Genomic DNA, 20,017 nt, shown 5'->3' with positions numbered 1-20,017 from the left:
ATGTTGGTTGTGAAAAATGTCAGCAAGCGCTATGGAGATTTTACAGCATTGCAAAGGATCAATTTGGAATTCAATACGGGTCTGTATGGCCTGCTTGCCCCGAATGGTGCCGGGAAGACGACGCTGATTAAAATGTTGGCAACATTGATCACCCCGAGCGAAGGGGAAATTCAATATAACGGGAAAAACATTCTAGAAATGGAGGAACAATACCGCGAACTGCTCGGCTTTCTGCCGCAGCAATTCGGCTATTACAAACACTATACACCCAAGCAATATATGCTCTATTTGGCGGCTCTGAAAGGAATCGGAAAACAGGAGGCACTCGAAAAAATCGATCGATTGCTGGGAACAGTTGCCTTACAGGAGGTTGCCAATAAAAAAATGAAGAAATTCTCCGGCGGGATGATCCAGCGGGTGGGCATCGCGCAAGCCTTGCTGAACGATCCGAAAATCTTAATTTTGGACGAGCCGACAGCCGGCCTTGACCCGAAAGAAAGAGCAAGATTCCGCCATTTGCTCACCGAACTCGCCCGGGATCGGCTTGTCATCGTCTCGACGCATATCGTATCGGATATCGAAACGATTGCAAATGAAATCATTATGATTCGAGACAAGCAGCTGCTTTATCAGGATTCGGTCGAGGTGATTTGCGCGACATTGAACTCGGATGTGTTTGAAACGACAATCCCTTACGGAGAGCTGGACGCATTCCGAAAGAAGTATGTCCTGCTATCGGAAAAACAGGAGTATGGGAATATGTACGTCCGCTTCATTCATAAAGGGGCGAAAGAGGCTGAATGGACTGCTGTACCACCACAATTAGAAGATGTATTCCTTTACGAATTCCGTGATGAAATCGAAGGGGAAGTATGATGCGTATTTTCATGTATGAATGCAAAAAGGCAATGACTTCGCCGATCCTCATTGGCCTGCTCATCCTCTTTTTAGGGTTTAATCTGTTTGTCATCATTAGTTCATCCGGACACAAAGAAGAATTGAAAATGACGAATGAAATCATTGACAAGTATGGCAGGGATATTACCGATGCGTCGCTGCAGCAATTTGAAAAGGATGTACAATCCGATCTTTCGGTTTTAACGGAAATGACCGGGCAAAAGTTTGAGAGTGTCTATGATTTTCTAGATGGCTTGAAATTTGAGGATCAAGATAGATACAGCGAAGAACAATGGAAGTTCATTAATCGATTGCAGTTGAAGGAAATGTATTTTGGCATCGCTCAATCGATTGATAAAGACTATGCGGCCATTGACTTGGAGTCCCTCGCCAATACAGAAATAAAAAAGTATGGTCTCTCTGGCAAAGCGGCTGATATGTTTGCGAACGAAAGCGAAAAGTTCGCAGACCGGTTTACGGCGATGGTCAACAACAAGGAGCATAAGCAATGGTTTTTCGCCGGAAAAATATACCTCATGCATAGCTTTCTCTTTAAAACGGTATTCCTCCATATCATCGTGGAAGCGTTGCTGCTGATCATCTTAACGACAGCCTTGATCACGACGTACGAGTTTGAAAACAAAACCCATCTAGTCGGGTTTGCGACAAAGCGCGGAAGGAAGCTGATGAAGGACAAGCTCTTGGCGTCTTTGGCAATATCAGCAGCGAGTACAGTATTTCTATTTTCCATCACGCTCGGCACGTATTTCACTGTCTTTGATTACTCGCGTGTGTGGAAAACATCGATCAGCAGCGCATTCAACTGGGAATACAATTTCCCCTATGTGGCGTGGTGGGACTTATCTGTCGGTGCCTTTTTAGCCGGTGTTATCGCGCTCGTTTTCATTGCCCTCTTGTTGTTTTCTGCTTTGACGTTTGCGCTTTCGATTAAAACGAAAAACAGTTACATCAGTTTCTTTCTGATGGCTGCGCTCTTCATACTGATGTGGCTGCTGCCAAGCTTCATGCCAAAATCCTCGGTCCTGTTATTCGTTTCCGCTTACACGTTGCCGACATTACTCTTGGCGGTAAGCTCTTCGTTCATGGGCAGCAGCGGACTGATCATGTTCGAAAACTTTGAAGCAGTGACCATCGGCTGTTGGACGATCATTGCGGCGGTCATCTGTTTACTTTCGTATAAACGTTTCTTAAAAACTGATATGTAGTAAGGAGTGCAGCAATGAGGATTTTATGGAATGAAGTGAAGAAAATCTTTACTTGGAAGGCGATGCTATTGCTTTTATTTGTCAATGCCGTCCTCTATTTCTTATTGATTGAGTTTTATATTACCAATTTCCCAAATGGCAGTGGGATTTATTCTTATAATCTTGGTGTAGAGATGGTTGGAAAGTATGGCGAATCGATGGATGAAGAGGAGTTCGCTGACTTTAAAAAGGAGTACGAAGGAAAAGTGGAAGAGGCAGACCGATTTTTGCTGACAAGAGAAGAGTTTGCTGCAGTAGGCATCGTTTCGTACGAAGATTTTCAGGAGTATGATTGGCACAGCTCCTCCGAAGAGGAAGAGAGTCTTCGTAACAATTTATTTTTTGCCGAAGATCACCCTGATCTCTTTTGGGAGCTGCAAGAGCGAGAGCGGTTGATTGAATTCTACGAGAGGAGATATACAATCCCCGAAGTGCTGCCCGATAGCAAAAGACATCGTTTTGAGGAATTGATTGATCAAAAGAAGTTCGGTGTATATACAGAAATTGTCATCAGAAATTTTAAAGACTTCATTTCATATGTTGGGGTTGCGATCCTGTTCAGTGTTGTATTAATGGTTTCCCCAACAATGCTGAAGGACCGTTCGGGGGATCTTCTGCCGCTTCAATACACGACGAAAAAGGGGCGGAACCTGTTCAAGACGAAATTATTGGCAGGATACATCGCCGCCTTTATCGTAATCACTGGTTTGCTGGCGGTCTATTTCAGCTTGTATTCCTTGAATAACACGTCGATGTTTTTCAATGTCCACATCAACACATTTATCGCAAATGAATCTTGGTTCGATCCGACATTCTTGCAATTCATTTTGCTCTGTGTTGCTGCGATTTACGTGATTGGGTTCTTATTTGTGACACTCTCGATCAGTTTTTCAAGCGTGGTTCCGAATATGGTATCACTGATCGGCATTCAAATTCCGTGCATCGCCGGCTTCCTCATATTCGGCCTGAACCCGCTGTTGCCGAAAATGATACTCATCTGGACTCCAAAATGGCTTGCACCCATTTTATACAGTGTATTGGTATTGGTTTGTATTGCCCTTCTCATATTCCTATGGAAACGCGAGAAGAGAAGAGATATTTTACAATGAAAAAGCGAGAGTCGCCAATCTGGGACTCTCGCTTTGTTCTTATGCGAACTGCAAAATGAAAAAGGTGAATAAAAAGACTGAATAATCGTGTTACAATAAAAGCATTATCAAGCTGGGTATAACATGGGGGGAACGAAAATGGAGATTAGACAGCTAAACCCAAATGATGCCGAGGTGTATCTTTCCATCAGGCTTGAAGCCCTTAAGGATCGTCCGGATGCTTTTGGGTCGACATATGAAGAAGAGAAAAATAGAACAGCAGACACCTATAAAACCCGATTTGAGGCGTCAGTAGACAGCTTTACATTCGGTGCATTTGAAGGGGAGAGGCTAGTCGGTGTCGTTAGTTTATTTAGGGAGCAGATTGTGAAGCTCCGCCACCGCACAACGATTGCCGCGATGTATATCAAACCGGAAAAACGCGGCGAGGGATTAGGCCGGGCACTGCTTACGAAAGCAATTGAAAAAGCAAAAGAGTTGGAGGGGGTCGAGCAGATTTACTTAACGGTTGTAACTACAAATGATTCTGCTAAAAAGCTCTATGCCTCTTGCGGATTTGAAGTATATGGAAAAGAGAAAAGGGCTTTGAAATATAACAATATCTATTATGATGAAGAACTTATGGCGTTGTTCTTGTAAGAAATGTTTCAAGTAGAACATATAGATAAAGAGTGGAGGATTTAATGGAAGGGATTCATCCGAAGAGGATACATATTATCGGGTCGATCGGAAGCGGAAAACAACCTTCGCGAGAAAACTGTCCGACCCGTTATGTATTCCTTGTGATGAATTGGATATGTAGTTTGGATTAGACAAAAAAACTGGGGACATCAGGCGGAGTGACGAGTGTTTACATTCGAGGATGAGAAAGGAATAAAAATGAGGTGATTTTATTTTAGAAAAACTCAGGAAAATGAATATGAAAACGGCTGTATTTATGGGAATTATTTTTTACTCTTTGACGATCTTATTCCACTTTCTTATTATAAGCAAAAGTATTCCATTCACATGGGTTAATGGTGGAAGGTCTGAATCATTCGCTGAACAGCTACCAATATCAGTTATAAGTATCGTTATTTCTATTATTGGAGTAGTTTTTACGTTGATTGCGGGTAGAATTAAACTATATAAATACAAAAGAGGAATAACCGTTATATGTTGGTTTTTTGTTGTACTTTGGTCTTTTGGATTTATACAACAATTGTTTGGAACGCCTTTTGAAAAAATGGTTTGTTCGTTAGTATTGCTTATTGGAGTTATCTCGAACTTGCGGATGGCGATTGAAAAAAGATAGATACTTTAACAGAGAGCCAACTAAAAAAGCTCACCTTCTCGGGCAAGCTTCTTTTCAATATATATTAGTATTTATAAAGCATGGTAATAAACTCGTGACCTCCGCCGATTGTCCAGAATAATACAAGGTCTCCTCGTTTGATCTTTCCTGATTGTATTCCTTCATAAAGAGCGACAAATGGACTGCTTGTTCCGGTATATCCATAGCGGTCTCCTACATACACCATTTTTTCATCCGGAAGCTCAAAATGTTCCTGGATTTTCTTGATGTTTGCCAGAGCAAATTGAGATAAACAAAAACGATCTACATCATGGATAGTGAGTTCATTTCGTTCTAAGATTTTCTCAAACATTTCATAAGTATAAGGCAAAGACATGCTCCCATCAAAAGGAAGCCACAGCATAGAATCTACATTTCCATTCCCTCTTAATGCTTGTGAAAGCCCTTCTTTCGGATAACGGATGTTGTCTCGGTTTGATGAATCCACTTCGAACATGGCATCAATGAATCCGGTATCCTCATCCGTCTTCTCTAAAATAACTGCAGAAGCGGCATCACCAAAATTGGCATACGTCATCGCATCTTCTGGGTCTGCAACCAAGGAAAGGTAGTCAGATCCAACAACAAGCGCTCGGTTTACGTGCCGGCTCGACAGCATATACCGGGAAGCCTGCTCAACCGCTATTGTCATACCGGCACAGTTGGCATTCATGTCATAGATAACCATATCCTTCTTACCCCCAATAGCAGAGTGGACAAAAATCGCATTGGTCGGGACTGTCGTTTCAGGAACCTGAGAAGAAAAAACAATCATGTCGATATCTTGCCCGGTCAACCCCGCACGTTTCAAGACTCGCTGAGAAACCTCGATAGCCATTGATGCAGAGTTCTCTTCCGTTCCCTCTACCAAATAACGTTGTTTTCTCCCCATCATGTTTAAGAAGTTGGTAATATCTTTACCGGTTTTGTCTAGAAAATGTTTGACATAGAACTCGTTCCCTTCGGTTTTGGTAGGGTGATAAACTTCTATTTCACTAATTTTAATATTTGTCATCGCTGTAATGCGCCTCCTGATGTTTTTACTGATAAATAAACATAATTTCTGCTTGAGACAAGGAGAGAATAGTAAATGGACTTGGGAGATAGAGAGATGGAAAATATAACATAGAAAAAGTGAAGCTCTAGAGAGCCTCACTTCGCCATGTTTCACATAAAAATGCTCACGTTAACCAGGGTCCTTCGAGTTCAAGCCCTCTTCGAATCCCTTCAATTAGGTTAACAGTCGTCCTAATTTGTCACGACTCGCTTTTATTTAGATAAACGCATCAGAATCGACTTGGCTTTTATATTTATTTGCTAACTGCTTCAACAGTCCAAGCCGGTGTTCTACTTCATCACTTATTACGACTAGAACTTCCTTTGCATTCATGTAATTACAATCACTTGTCAGTAAATCTCTGCAACTTCCATATTCGTTAACCCAGCATTACGCCCCAATCTATTAAGCTGCATCTTAATAATAGGACTTTGCTTGATACCAACCTCAACTTTTTTAAAGCCAGTCTGCTTGTACATTTCCAAGCAATTCATCAAACTAGGAATCATATCCTGCGTGACAACTTCCAAATCCCTGCAATCAAACTTCAAAGTGAACTCATTTGCCGGAATGCTGGATACCTTTCTTTGATAATCAGAGATGAACGCTTGTGCCTTCTCTGGCGTAAATGTTCCGCTCACTGTCATATCAATTGTCTTGTTTAGATTGTTTACTACCATGGTGTAACTTCCTTCTGCTGCCATAACCTTTCCACTTTCCTTTCATGCCGTATGTATTTTCACATTATGGATTATTTTTCCCTGTTATATTATGGTACAAAAAAAGAGCGAAATCAATATGCTCCTTGTTAATATGTAGACCTTAAACTGATTTCATAAAAATTGTTCTCATAGTTGACATAGATGCTGCTAGATTAGAGCAAATATATCCCCTCTGCCAGCCACAGGATCCAAGATGGAAAAGTGGTATGGTGAAATCTCCCTTGTTTTATAAGGGTATTTCTTAGTGTTAGTTGGTAATCGAATGGAAAAGAATCTGGTGGTGGCTTATAATTATAGGAATATATCATGAATTCAGAACTTGTAAGCTGGAATGCTTGAAGACGGGGATTATCAAAAAAACTTTCAGTGGAGGACTGGGCTTTCTCATGTTTTTTAAGAGAGTAGGAGATTTTATTGAACGTACCATATTCCGTAGAAACTGTATTAAGCGAGTATATTTCTCTTTTTAACGAACATTATCCCGGTGAGCTTGAGGGACTATATATTCACGGTTCGATTGCGTTGCAGGCTTATGTGGATGGCTCCAGTGATATTGATTTTATCGCAGTAACTGGCCGCCGATTGACCGGGGAAGATACTGAGACTTTATCTTTCATCCATGCTGAGCTGGCAAAAAAGTATCCAAAGCCAGAGATGGATGGCGTGTATGTGACTTGGGAGGACATGGGCAAGATCAATAATGATGATACTACATGTCCATATTACAATAATGGGACGCTGACAGTCGGCCCTTATTTCAATTTCAATCCTGTCACTTGGTGGATCTTCAAGGAAAAGGGGATCAACATAGTGGGTCCCAATGCTGTCGAATTTCAGATTGATATTCAACCGGATCAACTACTGTCGTATGTGTTGGCCAATATGAATTCATATTGGGCGAATCGTATTCAAGTGATAAAAAATGCCAAAGAACAAATAATGAATTTGCCCCAGCATCTCATCAATGAAGAAATTGAATGGACCGTCCTTGGTTTGCTGCGTCAATATTACACGTTAAAAGGAAACGATATTATCTCAAAAACGGGTGCAGGTGAGTATGGTTTACTGCAGTTGCCAGAGGAGTGGCACAGTATTATAAAAGAGGCATTGAACATACGAAATAAAGACGCATCAAAACTCTTCGAATCTGACGAAGAGCGGGTAAACGCGGTGATCGATTTTTCGGAATACTTGATTGTGCTTTGTAACGATCGAGCTATTTGATGAACAAGCTGCAGAGAAGATCTTTTTTACGAATGCCTTGCAATGGTGCTCGAAGGATTAGGCAAAGGCAATGAAAAACTGTGAGAAATGAATACCTACAATCCGATATAAGCATCAATCCAATTGTGGTTGTACCGGATCGCCTAGTAATAGAGCAGGAACAAATTGCTGCTCTCTTTGCTCATCGTTCGTAATAAAGCTTTCGTATATTCTCTGCATCAGTAGAAAAGAACTTATTGATCATGGCTTCTGAAGGCGCTCGGTTTACATAAAAAGGAATGTTCTTCTTGCGGACAAGTTTGTCGACTTTCATGATGGTCCCAAGATGACCTTCGAATGTATCAGCCCACAGATCAATGCTTTTGCCATCGTTAAAGTGGAGTATATACTTCCCGTCAAAGGATTCTTTCCGTGAATCGGAATCAATGCTGATCGAGTAATCTACAACTGCCGCTGTAATGTCGCTCTCCCATGAATACTCTATTTTGTTCAGACTCCAATAGGGTTGAAAAGCGATATCCTCTTCCGTGAGCACAATGAAATTTGTCAATCCTAAATAGAGAAATGGCAGTGAAATCAGAATTGGAATACGGGCACGTTTCAAGATTGCTTTCGTTCCAATCCAATCCTCCTGCTTGAATTTCTGGCGCTTTCCTTCTTGGATGGAAGAATAAATACCCCGTGATATAATCCCGAAGAGAGCCGCACAAAGAAAAAAAGTAATGTAGGCACTGATCGGTGTGCCGAAGTAAAGAGCGTCATCCATGTTATTCGCCAATCTGTTGATCAAGTAAAATAGAAGAAACCATAACGCAGAAAAGGCGCCAATGGTCAGGTAGAACTTCAACCATGCTTTTTTTGATAAATCTCTCTTCATCATAGATCATCCCTTTATCACATCTTTTTCATTTCCTAATACGCTCCTCGGTCTTTTTTTGTTTCAACATCCCACCAGAATAGTGCTAAAGAAGCAGTCGTTTCGATAAATTTAAGTATTTGGCCCTGTTAAAGGTAACTGTGGTATTTGATACCTTTCTGAGGGGCGAAAATGAGCGTTCAGCAATTTATTAAAACATATCGATAAATTATCACATACAGATAAGAACGAAGTACCTTGCTGGTTCCTATTTATAGATAGTCATAGTAATGAAAAACAGAAATAAAGCGATTCATTAATGGAGGTGGCAGAATGAAACTCAATAAGGTCAATGTTATTGGATGGATATATATTATTTTGTTAAGTATCATTCATTTCTTTTTTAAAGAAGAACTATCAATTATAACAACTGGTTTAGGTGGACTTGTTTGCGTGATTATTGGATCCCTATTGGTATTTTATAATGGTAAAAAGGTAAAACCTTAAAAACTTACACTTCATACTAAATTCATATAGAATCGAATGTTATGCAACAAGACAGCGAGTTAAACAGAGAAACTACCATTTTATCTCGGTTTCCTTTTTTTATTCACCTATAGCATTATTAAGTATCGAAAGAAAACAAGACCCGTTATGGCAGAGGGCTGCGAAGAAAGATTTGATCCAGAGTTTTTCAAATGGATCTGGAACTACCCTGAAACGAAAACTCCAGAGATACTTAATAAATTGAATCACATGCAGACGGAAAAGAAAGTCATTATATTGAAATCCCCAAAAGAAGTTAGACGGTTTTTAGATAAAATTCAAATTCTATAAACAAAGGTGATACTATGGATAAACATCTGTTTCTTTTTGGAGGTGGTCCTCCATTCACGTTAAATATGGCGAAAGAGTTTGTAATAAATGCTTCAACAAGTGTTCCCGTTTCTATTTTATTTGTTGAGAGAGAGGGGTGGGAACAATTTATGCCCCGATATACACAGGCATTGGAAAGTTTAGGATTAAACAAATTCTATTTTCTACCCCTTCCTTCAACGTCAAAAGAAAAAGTTATCGATTGTTTGAGAAAAAGTTCAGGTATCATTATTGGAGGAGGAAATACGAACTTATATGCTAATTACATTGTTGAGAGCGCAATTTCAAATACAATAAAAGAATGCTATGAGTTAGGTATCCCAGTTGCTGGGTTTTCGGCAGGTGCTTTAATAAGTCCAGAACTTTGTATTATTTCCCCTAAAGACAATGAACAAAAGGAATTTCAATATAGAAAAGGATTGGGTTTACTAGCTGATGCATTGATTGCCGTACACTTCACGCAATGGAATGATGAATCACATTTACGAAACGCGGCCAATACATTTAATAACCATGCATATTACGGTATAGATGAAGATGCTTGTGCTTACTTTTTAAACGGACATCTTCACTCTATTGAGGGCAATAGAGTATATCGTTTAGAAAATGACATCATACGAAAAATAAATTAATAGCCTGTATTTCAGGATCTTACGGTTCTATTACTATCTTTAAACTGGGATGCGAGCTGCAATTCTTTCAACCTTCAACCTTGCTTAAAACGGCCTTCAGTGTGCAATAACGATGGGAAGTGAGGATGTATGATGGAAAGGGTAAATAAACCTGATTTTCTTTTATTGATCACTTTACTGGGAGCATTTTTAGGGTGGTGCGCGCAATTTTTGGCGTATTTTTTAGAAATTCTCCTGTTCTTTGCTTCTCCGGTCATACCACTTGTAATGATTACGGTAACAAGCATCAGTCTGTTTGTTCTTGTGTTCGTCATGACGATCAGGTTGATGATTACTCAAAAAGAAAAACGAAAAGTTTACTTCGAATTATTCTGAGTCAATACTGCTGTCGGTTTCTTTGTATCCCTTTGGTCGTTGTTTGTCATGGGGATGTGGCTGCACTGACGAAGATGGATAGGAGCAACTAAAAATGAAAAAACCCCGGTTTTTCTTGCATTTAGCTATGTTTATTATCGCTCTTGCGATAGGGATCGTAAAATACCCATCGACCCTATCAACAGTTGCGATAACAGTCGCTTGCTGTGCGGTATTTTTTTACGGAGAACCTGTTCTCTTTAGGAAAACAAAAAGTAGCAGGAGGAATGCACATGAACGTTAATTTTGGGAATGTCGCTGAAAGTTATGCCAGATATCGGAATGATTTGCCTGCTGAACTTTTAGAAGGGGTAAAACGGCGAGGCATTGTGTTACAGGGGAAAAAAGCAGCAGATTTAGGGGCTGGGACAGGGGTACTTTCAAGGGCTTTATATAAGGAAGGGGCAGCTGTTGTAGGAGTGGAGCCATCGAAAGAGCTTCTGGCTGAAGCCAAAGAGATTGATAGTAAAGAAGGGGCAGCGTCGACTATATTAATGCCTATGCCGAAGCAACCTCTTTACCCGACAATGCCTTTGATTTTGTGACGGTGCTAAGAGCCTGGCATTGGTTCGACAGGAATCAAACTCTGGCCGAGATCACAAGGATTCTTAAGGAAAATGGATCGTTGCTTGTGATGGATTCCGGTTTTCTTTCTTCGAGTAAAGTTGTTGTTGATACACTCGAATTGATTAGAAGGCATATGCCTGAGGGTAAGTTCCTTGTCTTGGCTATCCGGTTTTCAGGAAACAGAAAGAGCCACTATAATAGAAGAACTTTATACGTACTTGGAGAGTGAATACAAAGGGTTCGAACACGATATTCATCATGCGTGCCATGTTACGATCTTACAACGCTTGTAATTAGAGAAGCGAAATCTGGAAGGGATTCATAGAGATGAAAATGGACATTCGGAAAGTTAAAAAAGGAGAAAACCTTCCAATCGAACTATTGTTGCTGGCCGATCCTTCACAGGAAATAGTAGAAGAATATGTCGAGCGGGGCGAATGTTTTATAGCGGAAATTAACCAACAGACGATCGGAGTCTATGTATTGCTGCCAACAAGGCCAGAGACAGTGGAACTCGTCAATGTTGCGGTCGCGGAAAGCCAACAGGGCAGGGGCATAGGCAAACGGTTGGTTCTGGATGCAGTAAGGGTGGCGAAGGAAAAAGGCTATAAAACCATCGAGGTTGGAACGGGGAATTCAAGCATAGGACAACTGGCTCTTTACCAAAAATGCGGCTTCAGAATTACTGGCGTCGATTTAGACTTTTTCGTCAGGCATTATCCGGAGGAAATTTACGAAAACGGCATCCAGTGCAGAGATATGATTCGCCTATCTCAATATCTGTAGATAAAAAGGGTCTGAATGGAATGCGGGCAGCATGGATAGCTCAAACCTAAAAAAATGGAGATGATCGGATGCAAGGATATAATGTTCTGATGATATTCAATAAAGATATGGATAGATTGCTAATGTGCAAACGTTTGAAGAACCCTTATAAAGGATTAAGTAACCTGGTTGGCGGTAAGATCGAAAATGGAGAAACAGGAATGGAAGCTGCTTATAGAGAGCTATTTGAGGAAACAAATATTGCAAAAGAAAATATCACTTTACATCACCTAATGGATTTTCATTAATACATACAACGTTGCTACGTTGAAGTTTATGTCGGCAAATTGAAAAGTAATGTAGTTGTAGCAGGAGATGAAAATGAATTGTATTGGTCAGATTTGAATCAAGACTTTTTTGACATGACCTTATTTGCAGGTGAAGGTAATATTGGGCATATGATTGAACAAGTAAAGATGAGCAAAGGTATTCTGACTGATGGACTACCTACATAACAGTAAGGGTTCCAATGTAATCGCTTTTTCTGTAAAGGCATATTCTGTTTGTATAAAAAAAAATATTAGACTTTAGCCAATTTCATCTCAAAGTAGATATAGTGTGGTTTTAACATTAGGATAAGATAACGCTTTTAGGTTAAGTTTTTCCTCATTTTATTACAATTCTATCAGCTAGACCGAGCAATAAACTATAGCAAATCCATATAAGCACTTTGCTAAAGCATAGTTCTCAATATATTAGAGGATCGGATAAGTCGGGAGGTATTTGGTTATGGAAAAGAATATTATCGTCTCTTTTCTAATCATTCTTTTCACCTTAGTTGGATGTTCATCGTCCATTGGAAACCCAACTGCACGATCTATTTTAACGGAAAATCCGAAAGCGGACATACTGCAATATAATGACTTAATCTACATTCATGTTGAGGCCCGAGACCATATAAATGAAAGTGAGTTTAAAAAAGTAGGATTTGGGTGAAGTGAAAAAAACCACAACATCCATCTGGAACTTCAAAAACTTCTACGCTACTAAGTTATCCGCCGGAACAAAGATATTTTCAACCAACAACAATGATACGCATATGTTGATGGTTGAATCTGAAGGAAAACAAAAGCTCTACATGATTCTTCTCGAAGGGAAAAAAAATCAAAGGAGAGGAGTGTTTGAATGGATAACCTATATGCAATGGGAGCGGAAAAATGGATTTGGATGCTCGCCCCGATTTCTTTCGTACTTTGTTTTTATTATACCCTGACGTTTTTTCAGCATGTAAAATCGGACAATGAACGAATGGCTAAGCTGTCAAAGACAGCGGCGGTTCTTTTCCTTGCAATCGGTTTGTTGGCGCCCGCACTGTATCAATTTTACATAATAAGTGTGATGATGAAATAGCGTATATCACAATAACGAAAAGGGGGGATTGGGTGTTAAACCGAGTCATTCAACAATTCAAATTGAATATGCTATCTATGAACGAGGTTGAAGATTCCCATAGCTCAACGGTTTATCAATGCACGTTGCATAATGGGAAAGGTGTTTATATTAAAATACCTTATACAAAGTTGAAGTATCAGCGGGAGCTGGAAGCCTATAAAATTTTAAAAGATAGAGTTTCCATTCCTGAACTGTTGGATTATTGGCCTGGTGATGAGGAGTGTCCGGGAGCGTTTTTATTGTCCCAATTGAAAGGGCGGCCGCTGACACCCAAGGCTTCACCGGCAGTTGCATATCAGGTCGGGGTTCTTCATGCTTCCATGCATCAAATTCAGCCGCCTGCTGCGTTGCAGTTAACCGGAATCCAAAATGAATTTCCGAACTGGTCCCATTTTGTGGAACGACAATTTACCAGCTTTGCTGAGGATGTTAAGAAAGTTTTGGATGACGATTTGTACAGACAGGCGATTGAAAAGTTTGAGAAGATGAAAAAACAGCTTCCCCCTTCAGACGGACCTAGCTTTGTTCATATGGATTTCCGTCCAGCCAATATCATTGTTGATGGAGACAAAGTATCGGGAACGATCGATTTTGAAAGTGTGCGCTTTGGTTCTACAGAAGTTGATTTTACGAAGCTGTACCGTGATTTTCTACGCTTCGATCCTGCCCTGTACCGTTCCTATCAAGATGGCTATAATACCATTCGGCCATTAATTGATTTAGAAGTCGTCTTGCCTTTCTATCAATTTACCGATGCGTTTAACAGCATTGGCTGGTGCAAACGACGTGGAATCGAAAAACATGCTGCTTTTCTGGAGCAAAATTTTTCGATTTTGAAAAGAATGCTGCATAATTAGGAGGATTTGGCTTGGATAACGAATATTTTGTTGGTTGGGGCACTCTCATGCTCATTAATGCGGGGTTGGCACAAGGAAAAAACAGATCGGGTTTGAATTGGTTTTTGCTTTCCATTTTCCTTGGACCGATAGCAACACTTTGTTTGGTGCTTTCAGAAAAGCTGCCGGAAAAAAATGATGCCGAATAAGTATGACAGTCGATTTAATAACAATATCTTTGAGAGCAGGTAAATAATTGATTCCATTAGTATATGACCAAATTAACCAGTGGGCCAAGGATGATGAGTTCTTTTTAGCCCTCTTAGAAAAAATAAACGTTCAAGACGTTGCGGATTTAGGCTGTGGGACGGGAAGATTGACCGCCCATTTCGCGAAAGCGGGCTACTGTATTACAGCCATTGACCCGAATGAAGAAGCGATTGAGTATGCGAGAAATAAAGAATACCCGGGTGACGTGACCTGGCTCGTTGGCGACAGTTCGGACCTGGAAACCGATGCCTTTGATGCCGTGATCATGACGGCAAATGTTGCGCAAGTATTTCTTAAGGATGAAAGTTGGCAGCATGTCCTTGAGGATGCTTATCGGGCGCTGAAACCGGGAGGGCATTTCATTTTTGACACCCGGAATCCATCAGCAAAGGTTTGGGAACAGTGGGAGAAGGATGACACACCTGATCTCGCAACGGATGAGGAGAACGGCGAGCCGCTTGAAATATGGACAACATACGATGGGTTTGTCGATGATATTTACACATTCTATGAAACGGTAAAAAATGCCCGTACAAATGAAGTGCTTATCCATGAAAAAATGCAGTTGAAGTTCCGGACAGAAGAAGAAATACGTGAATCCTTGCAGAGAGCGGGTTTTTCGGAAATGAATGTGTATGGAGATTGGACTTTTGAGGCAGCGAGCTGCGAAAGCAGATCGTTTATTTTTCATAGCATAAAACAAAAGATGTGAAAGCAATTTGATTTTTTACTTAATTTTTCATACTAACGTGATAAACTAGTATAAGCAGCTGCATAAAAGCGGATGGACGGTTGGCACTCCCTTGGGAAAGGGGGTGATATTATGGTGACATACGAGTCAATAAATATGCTATTCCAATTTGGAATGCTTCTTGCAGCAATGGTAACAGCCATTGTTGCGGTTATTGCTCTGTTCATCAATAGAAAAAAGTAACCATCCTCCGCTACGGTCCATGTAGATGAGATGGTTACTTCTTTAAAACACTCTTTACCTTTGGCCGACCGCTCATTGCGGATGTCAGCTGCAAACGACTGGGTGTTCGCGCACCCGGTCTCTTTTAGTATATGTTTAGTTTACCACATTTTCACCGAGTTTACGCATTTATAAATAATTAAATTAAAATTTGGGATTATGCTGACATTCTTATTAATCAATGCAATCATAGATGGAAGTAAATCAATAGAAAGGGGACTACAATATGGAAACATTCATGGAAATCATCCGCGTCCTTCTGCCTTTGCTGATCGTTGGCGCGATCGTAGTATTTGTCGTGTACAGGCTAAAATCTAAATACAATAACGGTACACTTGGCAGGAAGGATTCACAGCAGGAGCAAAGTTTGCTGGACAGTCTGATCCCCTTAGGAATGCTTTTTGGTTGCGCCATAGGGACCGTTGTAAGCTTGTTTGTTCCAGTTTCAATGCTGACAGGCGTCAGTTTAGGAGCTGCAATCGGCTATTTGGCTGGTTATATTGTTTATGAATATTCGAGTAAAAATAGAAAAAGTCATTCATAAATTGGTAACTTTCTTTAGAACGGGATGAGGAGGAATCAATCCGCCAACACCATCCCGCTCGCCACCATCAGACAATTCATTGCAAGATGCCATCCCATCGCCGGGAAGATGCTTTTTGATTTGACCGTAATCCCTCCGTAAAACAGTCCTCCAATGGCGAAAGACAGGCAAACGATCCACGGAAAGCCGAGTGAGTAGTGCTGCAGGCCGAAGCCCAGGCTTGTGATCAGGACAGCCCATTTTTCGCCCAATTGCTCAGAAAAGCGGGTGAGCAGGACGCCTCTCCAAATCAATTCTTCAAAAAAAGCATTTGGAATTGAAAATAACAAACCCAGTATAAGGACTTCTTTCAGCGGGCCTAACTCACGCAAAAAAAGAAAAGGAAGGAAGACGATAACGTTAATCATTATTGCAATAATCAGAAACAGGAAGACAGGAGCTTGATGGAATCCCCACCAAATGAACGGCAGGCGAATCGTCGATTTCCATTCGGGCGATCTCCAATATGCATTGAAGCGAAAATGGGAGAAAAGCGAGAAGGCAGCCAATGGAAGCAGGATGGCTGACAGAGACATTCTATTTAGAAAAATCCCCATCTCTCTTGACGCCATATCTGGAATATAATCAGGGATGATGTATATGTACAAATAGAAGCCAATGCCAAAACAGGCTGTAAAGAGCACAATTGATTTTTCTCTTTTTCCCAAAGCTGCAAATGCCAAAGCTGCTACAGCTGTCCATAGAACGAGCAGGGGAATGCTGTTGAGTTGGATAAAAACAACAAGCGAAATGAATAGTAGGGTACAAGTGAGCTTGCTTAGTAAGATCCGGTTTATTTCGGTTCCTCCTCATACAAAATGACCGGAGTCCAGACGTGATAGACTCCGGCATGACACTTACTTTCGGTGCTGCTCGTAAATCGATGGCTTCGTCAGTTTTTCCATCAGCACCTTCTCCTCTAGGGAGAGCGGGTCGGCGTTTGCTGCGCGGATGTTGTCGAGAAGCTGATTTTCAGAGCTCGCTCCTGTAACCGCACAGGCAACGGCTGAATGGCTCAGGATGTATTGCAGGGAAAGCTCGTTCATCGTCCTTCCCCCATGGATCAGCTTTGCTTCGAGGGAACTGATCAGTTCAATCAATTCATCTCGAGTATAGTCGAGATACCCTTCCTCGGGCACTTGTTCGGAAATGCGATCAAGCACCTTGTCGCTCAGTAATCCCTTGGCGACAGATCCTCTTGTTATGACGCTAATTTGATGTTCTTCAAGATAAGGGAAGAGCTCTTCAGGCCGTCTGTCGAGCGGATTGTATTGCATCATATTGCTGACGATCGAGGATTTCTCCGCATATTGGCGGATGACATTCGGGCGGATTGAGGAGATGCCGTAGTATCGGATCAGCCCTTCATCCTTCAGTTCTTCAAACGCTTCGATCGTTTCCTCGATATTGTCCTCGATTGTCCCGCCGTGCAGCTGGTACAGGTCGATATAGTCGGTTTGAAGACGGCGGAGGCTATCTTTCACCGCCTCTTTAATATAATTCTTCGACGGATCCCAGCGCCATCCCTCTTTCATGTCATTAAAACGGTTGCCGACCTTTGTCGCGATGATCACCTTGTCCCGTTTTGCTGCAAGCGTGCTTCCAACGATTTTTTCATTTTCACCAAAGTCATACAAATCAGCAGTGTCGAAATAGTTGATGCCGTTGTCGACCGCTGCTTCAATGATTTTTTCCGCTTTGTCCCGATCTGTCCCGAGTGACATGCAGCCGAGCCCCAAAACGGATACTTCAAGATCGGAATTGCCGAGTTTCCTTTTTTTCAATTAAGATCCCGCCTTTCTTTCACTATTCTTATTTTACCGGAAAAGGGGGAGAGGAAACAAAAGGATTGTTCGGGACGAGGTGTGGTAAGATGATACGGTAGAAAAGTTCAGAGGAGGCTCTCAGCCCATGGCGGATAAATTTTATGAAAAGACAATCGGAAAAAAAGATATATATGACGGGAAGGTTATCAAACTGCAAGTGGAAGATGTTGAGCTTCCTGACGGGAATAAGGCGAAACGTGAAATCGTCAAGCATCCGGGAGCAGTCGCGTTGATCGCCCTGACCGAGGATGAGAAAATTATTTTCGTCGAACAGTTCCGCAAGCCGCTTGAGCGGACGATACTTGAGATCCCGGCCGGGAAACTTGAGCCGGGGGAAAAACCAGAGATCACTGCGGCACGTGAGCTCGAAGAAGAGACAGGATACCGTGCCGGGAAACTGGAGCATCTCATTTCCTTCTATACATCTCCAGGGTTCGCGGACGAACTTCTCCATGTGTATGTCGCGACAAAGCTTGAAAAGGTGGAGACTCCTGCCCAGGGGGATGAGGATGAATTCATCGATCTGTTCGAACTTACGCTTGAAGAAGCGGAAAAGTGCGTTAAACAGGAAAGGATTATGGATGCGAAAACGGCCTATGCGGTCGCCTATTTGAGAAGCCAGCAAGGATTGAAGCAGAGATGACCGCCTATTTTGCCGATCTGCATATCCATATCGGCCGGACCTTCACGGGAAAACCGGTGAAAATCACAGCAGCGAAGAATCTGACGCTGACAAACATTTTGGAAGCGGCCCGTTTTCCGAAGGGTCTCGACATCGTCGGCGTCATCGACTGCCATTCTCCTGAAGTGATTGTGGAGCTTGAAGGATTACTGGAAAGCGGAGAGCTTGTTGAGCTTGAGGAAGGCGGGTTCCGATACAGAGGCAAAGTGACATTGATTCCAGGGGTGGAAATCGAAATCAATGATGAGCATTGCCGCGGTCCGCTGCATGTGCTCGGCTACTTCCCGACACTTGCTTCCTTGAAGGATTTTTCACGGTGGCTCGGGGAGCGGGTGAAGAATAACGGGTTGAGCACGCAGCGGATTTATGAAACCGCCCGGAATGTACAGGCGAAGGTGAAGGAGATTGGCGGCCTGTTCATCCCTGCTCATGTGTTCACCCCGTTCAAAAGTTTGTACGGAAAAGGGGTAGAGGAGTCGCTGGCGGAAGTGTTCGATCCGGAGAAGATTGATGCAATCGAGCTTGGCCTCAGTTCCAATACGGAGATGGCCGATGGCATTGAGGAGCTGCACCGCTACCCGTTTGTCAGCAATTCTGATGCCCATTCCTTGCCAAAGCTGGCGCGTGAGTACCAGGTGTTCGAATTGGGATCGCCGGATTTCCGTTCGCTTGCCAAAGCATTGCGAGGCGAGGGTGGGAACAAGATTGTGGCGAATTACGGGCTGAATCCATATCTCGGAAAATACTACCGCTCCGCATGCGAAGAATGCTTTGGGCCAGTGGAAGACGGACGCTGCACAGTGTGCGGATCACAGAAATGGACACAGGGAGTGTCTGAGCGGATCGCCGAATTGGCAACAGGCACCACACCGCCATCCCGTCCTCCGTATGTCCATCAAGTGCCGCTCGAGTTTCTCCCAGGTCTCGGACCAAAAACAATGGAGAAGCTGTATGCCCATTTCGGCAGCGAGATGAACATCCTCCACCGTGTCCCTGAAGAAGAATTGAAAGAGGTTGTGAAGGAAACACTCGCCGGCCTTATTATGCAAGCAAGGGGCGGCACGCTCCAGTTTGAACGGGGCGGAGGCGGCCGCTACGGTAAGGTGAAATGATGGAGCTTTAGACAAAACAGAGAAAAGAGGCATTCCGAAAGCTCGCTTTGGAAAGCCTCTTTTCTTGTTTTACTGAATCGATTTGACCATGATCAAATCGATTTGTTCGTCATCGCCTAAATAAAACGAATGTGCCCCCGTTTGGACAAAACCCAGTTTTGTATAAAAAGCGATCGCATTTTCATTTTGATCCCAAACACCGAGCCAGATTTTATCTTTCTTGTTTTCCAATGCAATTTCTATCGCTTTATTGAGCAAGCACTTGCCGAGTCCTTGTTTTTGGAATTTGCTTCGAATATAAATCCTCTCAACCTCAAGCGTTTCATTCCCCATCTCCTCGGTCTGGGCGCTGCCGGTGTTCACTTTCAGATATCCGGCAAGTTCATTATCGGCATATAAGAAAAAGAACTGAGACAACGGATTGGACTAAAGTGGTACCTATGTCAAGGACACAATAAAAAAAGAGATTAAGCAGTTTGAAGATGATTCCTATATTGAATAGGGGTCATCTTTTTTAAATTCCACTGATAACGATAATTATTATAATAGACCATATAATGGTTAAT

The 20,017-nt window shown here is 42.0% G+C and carries 27 protein-coding genes and 2 pseudogenes; 22 read left to right on the top strand and 7 right to left on the bottom strand.

What is annotated here, in order from left to right; all coding sequences use genetic code 11:
• The 5 genes from AC0TWI_RS06990 to AC0TWI_RS06970 all read left to right on the top strand — a co-directional run bounded on the left by AC0TWI_RS06990 (position 1) and on the right by AC0TWI_RS06970 (position 4,565).
• Entirely contained in the window at positions 1-876 is an 876-nt protein-coding gene (locus AC0TWI_RS06990) for an ABC transporter ATP-binding protein (protein WP_488125618.1), read from the top strand.
• Complete coding sequence (locus AC0TWI_RS06985; RefSeq protein WP_488125617.1) at positions 876-2,123, top strand: ABC-2 family transporter permease; 1,248 nt, start codon at positions 876-878, stop codon at positions 2,121-2,123. Before AC0TWI_RS06990 ends, AC0TWI_RS06985 begins: the two co-directional genes overlap by 1 nt.
• A gap of 14 nt (positions 2,124-2,137) precedes the next feature.
• Positions 2,138-3,271 (top strand): hypothetical protein, encoded by a 1,134-nt coding sequence (locus AC0TWI_RS06980; RefSeq protein ID WP_488125616.1) that lies wholly within the window; start codon positions 2,138-2,140, stop codon positions 3,269-3,271.
• Between the two features lie 138 nt (positions 3,272-3,409).
• Positions 3,410-3,910, top strand: a complete 501-nt coding sequence (locus AC0TWI_RS06975; protein ID WP_488125615.1) for an N-acetyltransferase family protein — start codon at positions 3,410-3,412, stop codon at positions 3,908-3,910.
• A gap of 280 nt (positions 3,911-4,190) precedes the next feature.
• Positions 4,191-4,565: a hypothetical protein gene (locus AC0TWI_RS06970; protein WP_488125614.1), complete on the top strand. Its 375-nt coding sequence runs from the start codon at positions 4,191-4,193 to the stop codon at positions 4,563-4,565.
• Between the two features lie 64 nt (positions 4,566-4,629).
• Here AC0TWI_RS06970 and AC0TWI_RS06965 read toward each other — a convergent pair whose 3' ends face one another.
• Entirely contained in the window at positions 4,630-5,619 is a 990-nt protein-coding gene (locus AC0TWI_RS06965; RefSeq protein ID WP_488125656.1) for a ketoacyl-ACP synthase III, read from the bottom strand.
• Positions 5,620-6,011: 392 nt separating this feature from the next.
• Entirely contained in the window at positions 6,012-6,365 is a 354-nt protein-coding gene (locus AC0TWI_RS06960) for a hypothetical protein (protein ID WP_488125613.1), read from the bottom strand.
• Positions 6,366-6,797: 432 nt separating this feature from the next.
• Between AC0TWI_RS06960 and AC0TWI_RS06955 the strand changes: the two genes are divergently transcribed.
• Positions 6,798-7,607: an aminoglycoside adenylyltransferase domain-containing protein gene (locus AC0TWI_RS06955; protein ID WP_488125612.1), complete on the top strand. Its 810-nt coding sequence runs from the start codon at positions 6,798-6,800 to the stop codon at positions 7,605-7,607.
• A gap of 181 nt (positions 7,608-7,788) precedes the next feature.
• Here AC0TWI_RS06955 and AC0TWI_RS06950 read toward each other — a convergent pair whose 3' ends face one another.
• Entirely contained in the window at positions 7,789-8,484 is a 696-nt protein-coding gene (locus AC0TWI_RS06950) for a hypothetical protein (protein ID WP_488125611.1), read from the bottom strand.
• Positions 8,485-8,796: 312 nt separating this feature from the next.
• Here AC0TWI_RS06950 and AC0TWI_RS06945 point away from each other — a divergent pair, with 312 nt between their 5' ends.
• The 14 genes and pseudogenes from AC0TWI_RS06945 (at position 8,797) to AC0TWI_RS06880 (ending at position 15,792) form a co-directional block, all read left to right on the top strand.
• Positions 8,797-8,970, top strand: coding sequence for a hypothetical protein (locus AC0TWI_RS06945; RefSeq protein ID WP_488125610.1), 174 nt, complete (start codon positions 8,797-8,799; stop codon positions 8,968-8,970).
• 114 nt (positions 8,971-9,084) lie between these two features.
• Positions 9,085-9,300 (top strand): annotated as a pseudogene (locus AC0TWI_RS06940) (P-loop NTPase family protein); the annotation flags it as partial.
• A gap of 14 nt (positions 9,301-9,314) precedes the next feature.
• Entirely contained in the window at positions 9,315-9,971 is a 657-nt protein-coding gene (locus AC0TWI_RS06935; protein ID WP_488125609.1) for a Type 1 glutamine amidotransferase-like domain-containing protein, read from the top strand.
• A gap of 132 nt (positions 9,972-10,103) precedes the next feature.
• The gene (locus AC0TWI_RS06930) at positions 10,104-10,346 is read left to right on the top strand and encodes a hypothetical protein (protein ID WP_488125608.1); all 243 of its coding nucleotides are present in this window, start codon (positions 10,104-10,106) and stop codon (positions 10,344-10,346) included.
• A 266-nt stretch (positions 10,347-10,612) separates the two neighbouring features.
• Positions 10,613-11,017 (top strand): annotated as a pseudogene (locus tag AC0TWI_RS06925) (class I SAM-dependent methyltransferase); the annotation flags it as partial.
• A 268-nt stretch (positions 11,018-11,285) separates the two neighbouring features.
• Positions 11,286-11,738 (top strand): GNAT family N-acetyltransferase, encoded by a 453-nt coding sequence (locus tag AC0TWI_RS06920; protein ID WP_488125655.1) that lies wholly within the window; start codon positions 11,286-11,288, stop codon positions 11,736-11,738.
• 68 nt (positions 11,739-11,806) lie between these two features.
• Positions 11,807-12,025 (top strand): NUDIX hydrolase, encoded by a 219-nt coding sequence (locus AC0TWI_RS06915; RefSeq protein ID WP_488125607.1) that lies wholly within the window; start codon positions 11,807-11,809, stop codon positions 12,023-12,025.
• 481 nt (positions 12,026-12,506) lie between these two features.
• On the top strand, positions 12,507-12,713 hold the full coding sequence (locus tag AC0TWI_RS06910) for a hypothetical protein (RefSeq protein ID WP_488125606.1): 207 nt from the start codon (positions 12,507-12,509) through the stop codon (positions 12,711-12,713).
• 189 nt (positions 12,714-12,902) lie between these two features.
• Entirely contained in the window at positions 12,903-13,127 is a 225-nt protein-coding gene (locus AC0TWI_RS06905) for a hypothetical protein (protein WP_488125605.1), read from the top strand.
• A gap of 32 nt (positions 13,128-13,159) precedes the next feature.
• Complete coding sequence (locus tag AC0TWI_RS06900; protein ID WP_488125604.1) at positions 13,160-14,026, top strand: aminoglycoside phosphotransferase family protein; 867 nt, start codon at positions 13,160-13,162, stop codon at positions 14,024-14,026.
• Positions 14,027-14,037: 11 nt separating this feature from the next.
• Positions 14,038-14,214, top strand: coding sequence for a hypothetical protein (locus AC0TWI_RS06895; protein WP_488125603.1), 177 nt, complete (start codon positions 14,038-14,040; stop codon positions 14,212-14,214).
• 47 nt (positions 14,215-14,261) lie between these two features.
• Complete coding sequence (locus AC0TWI_RS06890) at positions 14,262-14,987, top strand: class I SAM-dependent methyltransferase (RefSeq protein ID WP_488125602.1); 726 nt, start codon at positions 14,262-14,264, stop codon at positions 14,985-14,987.
• Positions 14,988-15,098: 111 nt separating this feature from the next.
• Positions 15,099-15,209: a putative holin-like toxin gene (locus AC0TWI_RS06885; protein ID WP_488125601.1), complete on the top strand. Its 111-nt coding sequence runs from the start codon at positions 15,099-15,101 to the stop codon at positions 15,207-15,209.
• Positions 15,210-15,486: 277 nt separating this feature from the next.
• Positions 15,487-15,792: a hypothetical protein gene (locus AC0TWI_RS06880; RefSeq protein ID WP_488125654.1), complete on the top strand. Its 306-nt coding sequence runs from the start codon at positions 15,487-15,489 to the stop codon at positions 15,790-15,792.
• A 35-nt stretch (positions 15,793-15,827) separates the two neighbouring features.
• Here the strand turns inward: AC0TWI_RS06880 and AC0TWI_RS06875 are convergent, their stop codons facing one another.
• Both AC0TWI_RS06875 and AC0TWI_RS06870 read right to left on the bottom strand, forming a co-directional pair.
• Positions 15,828-16,514, bottom strand: coding sequence for a CPBP family intramembrane glutamic endopeptidase (locus AC0TWI_RS06875; protein WP_488125600.1), 687 nt, complete (start codon positions 16,512-16,514; stop codon positions 15,828-15,830).
• A 174-nt stretch (positions 16,515-16,688) separates the two neighbouring features.
• Entirely contained in the window at positions 16,689-17,615 is a 927-nt protein-coding gene (locus tag AC0TWI_RS06870; RefSeq protein ID WP_488125599.1) for an aldo/keto reductase, read from the bottom strand.
• A 127-nt stretch (positions 17,616-17,742) separates the two neighbouring features.
• Between AC0TWI_RS06870 and AC0TWI_RS06865 the strand changes: the two genes are divergently transcribed.
• Both AC0TWI_RS06865 and AC0TWI_RS06860 read left to right on the top strand, forming a co-directional pair.
• Positions 17,743-18,300 (top strand): NUDIX hydrolase, encoded by a 558-nt coding sequence (locus AC0TWI_RS06865; protein WP_488125598.1) that lies wholly within the window; start codon positions 17,743-17,745, stop codon positions 18,298-18,300.
• Positions 18,297-19,451, top strand: a complete 1,155-nt coding sequence (locus AC0TWI_RS06860; RefSeq protein ID WP_488125597.1) for an endonuclease Q family protein — start codon at positions 18,297-18,299, stop codon at positions 19,449-19,451. Before AC0TWI_RS06865 ends, AC0TWI_RS06860 begins: the two co-directional genes overlap by 4 nt.
• Positions 19,452-19,520: 69 nt before the next feature.
• Here the strand turns inward: AC0TWI_RS06860 and AC0TWI_RS06855 are convergent, their stop codons facing one another.
• Both AC0TWI_RS06855 and AC0TWI_RS06850 read right to left on the bottom strand, forming a co-directional pair.
• Positions 19,521-19,868, bottom strand: coding sequence for a GNAT family N-acetyltransferase (locus AC0TWI_RS06855; protein ID WP_488125596.1), 348 nt, complete (start codon positions 19,866-19,868; stop codon positions 19,521-19,523).
• 50 nt (positions 19,869-19,918) lie between these two features.
• The coding region (locus AC0TWI_RS06850) for an IS3 family transposase (RefSeq protein ID WP_488124311.1) at positions 19,919-20,017 on the bottom strand (99 nt) is incomplete at its 5' end.

It is taken from the genome of Lederbergia sp. B243.17, assembly GCF_057657925.1.
The sequence above is the reverse complement of the archived record's forward strand: the minus strand, read 5'-3'. Positions and strand labels throughout refer to the sequence as shown.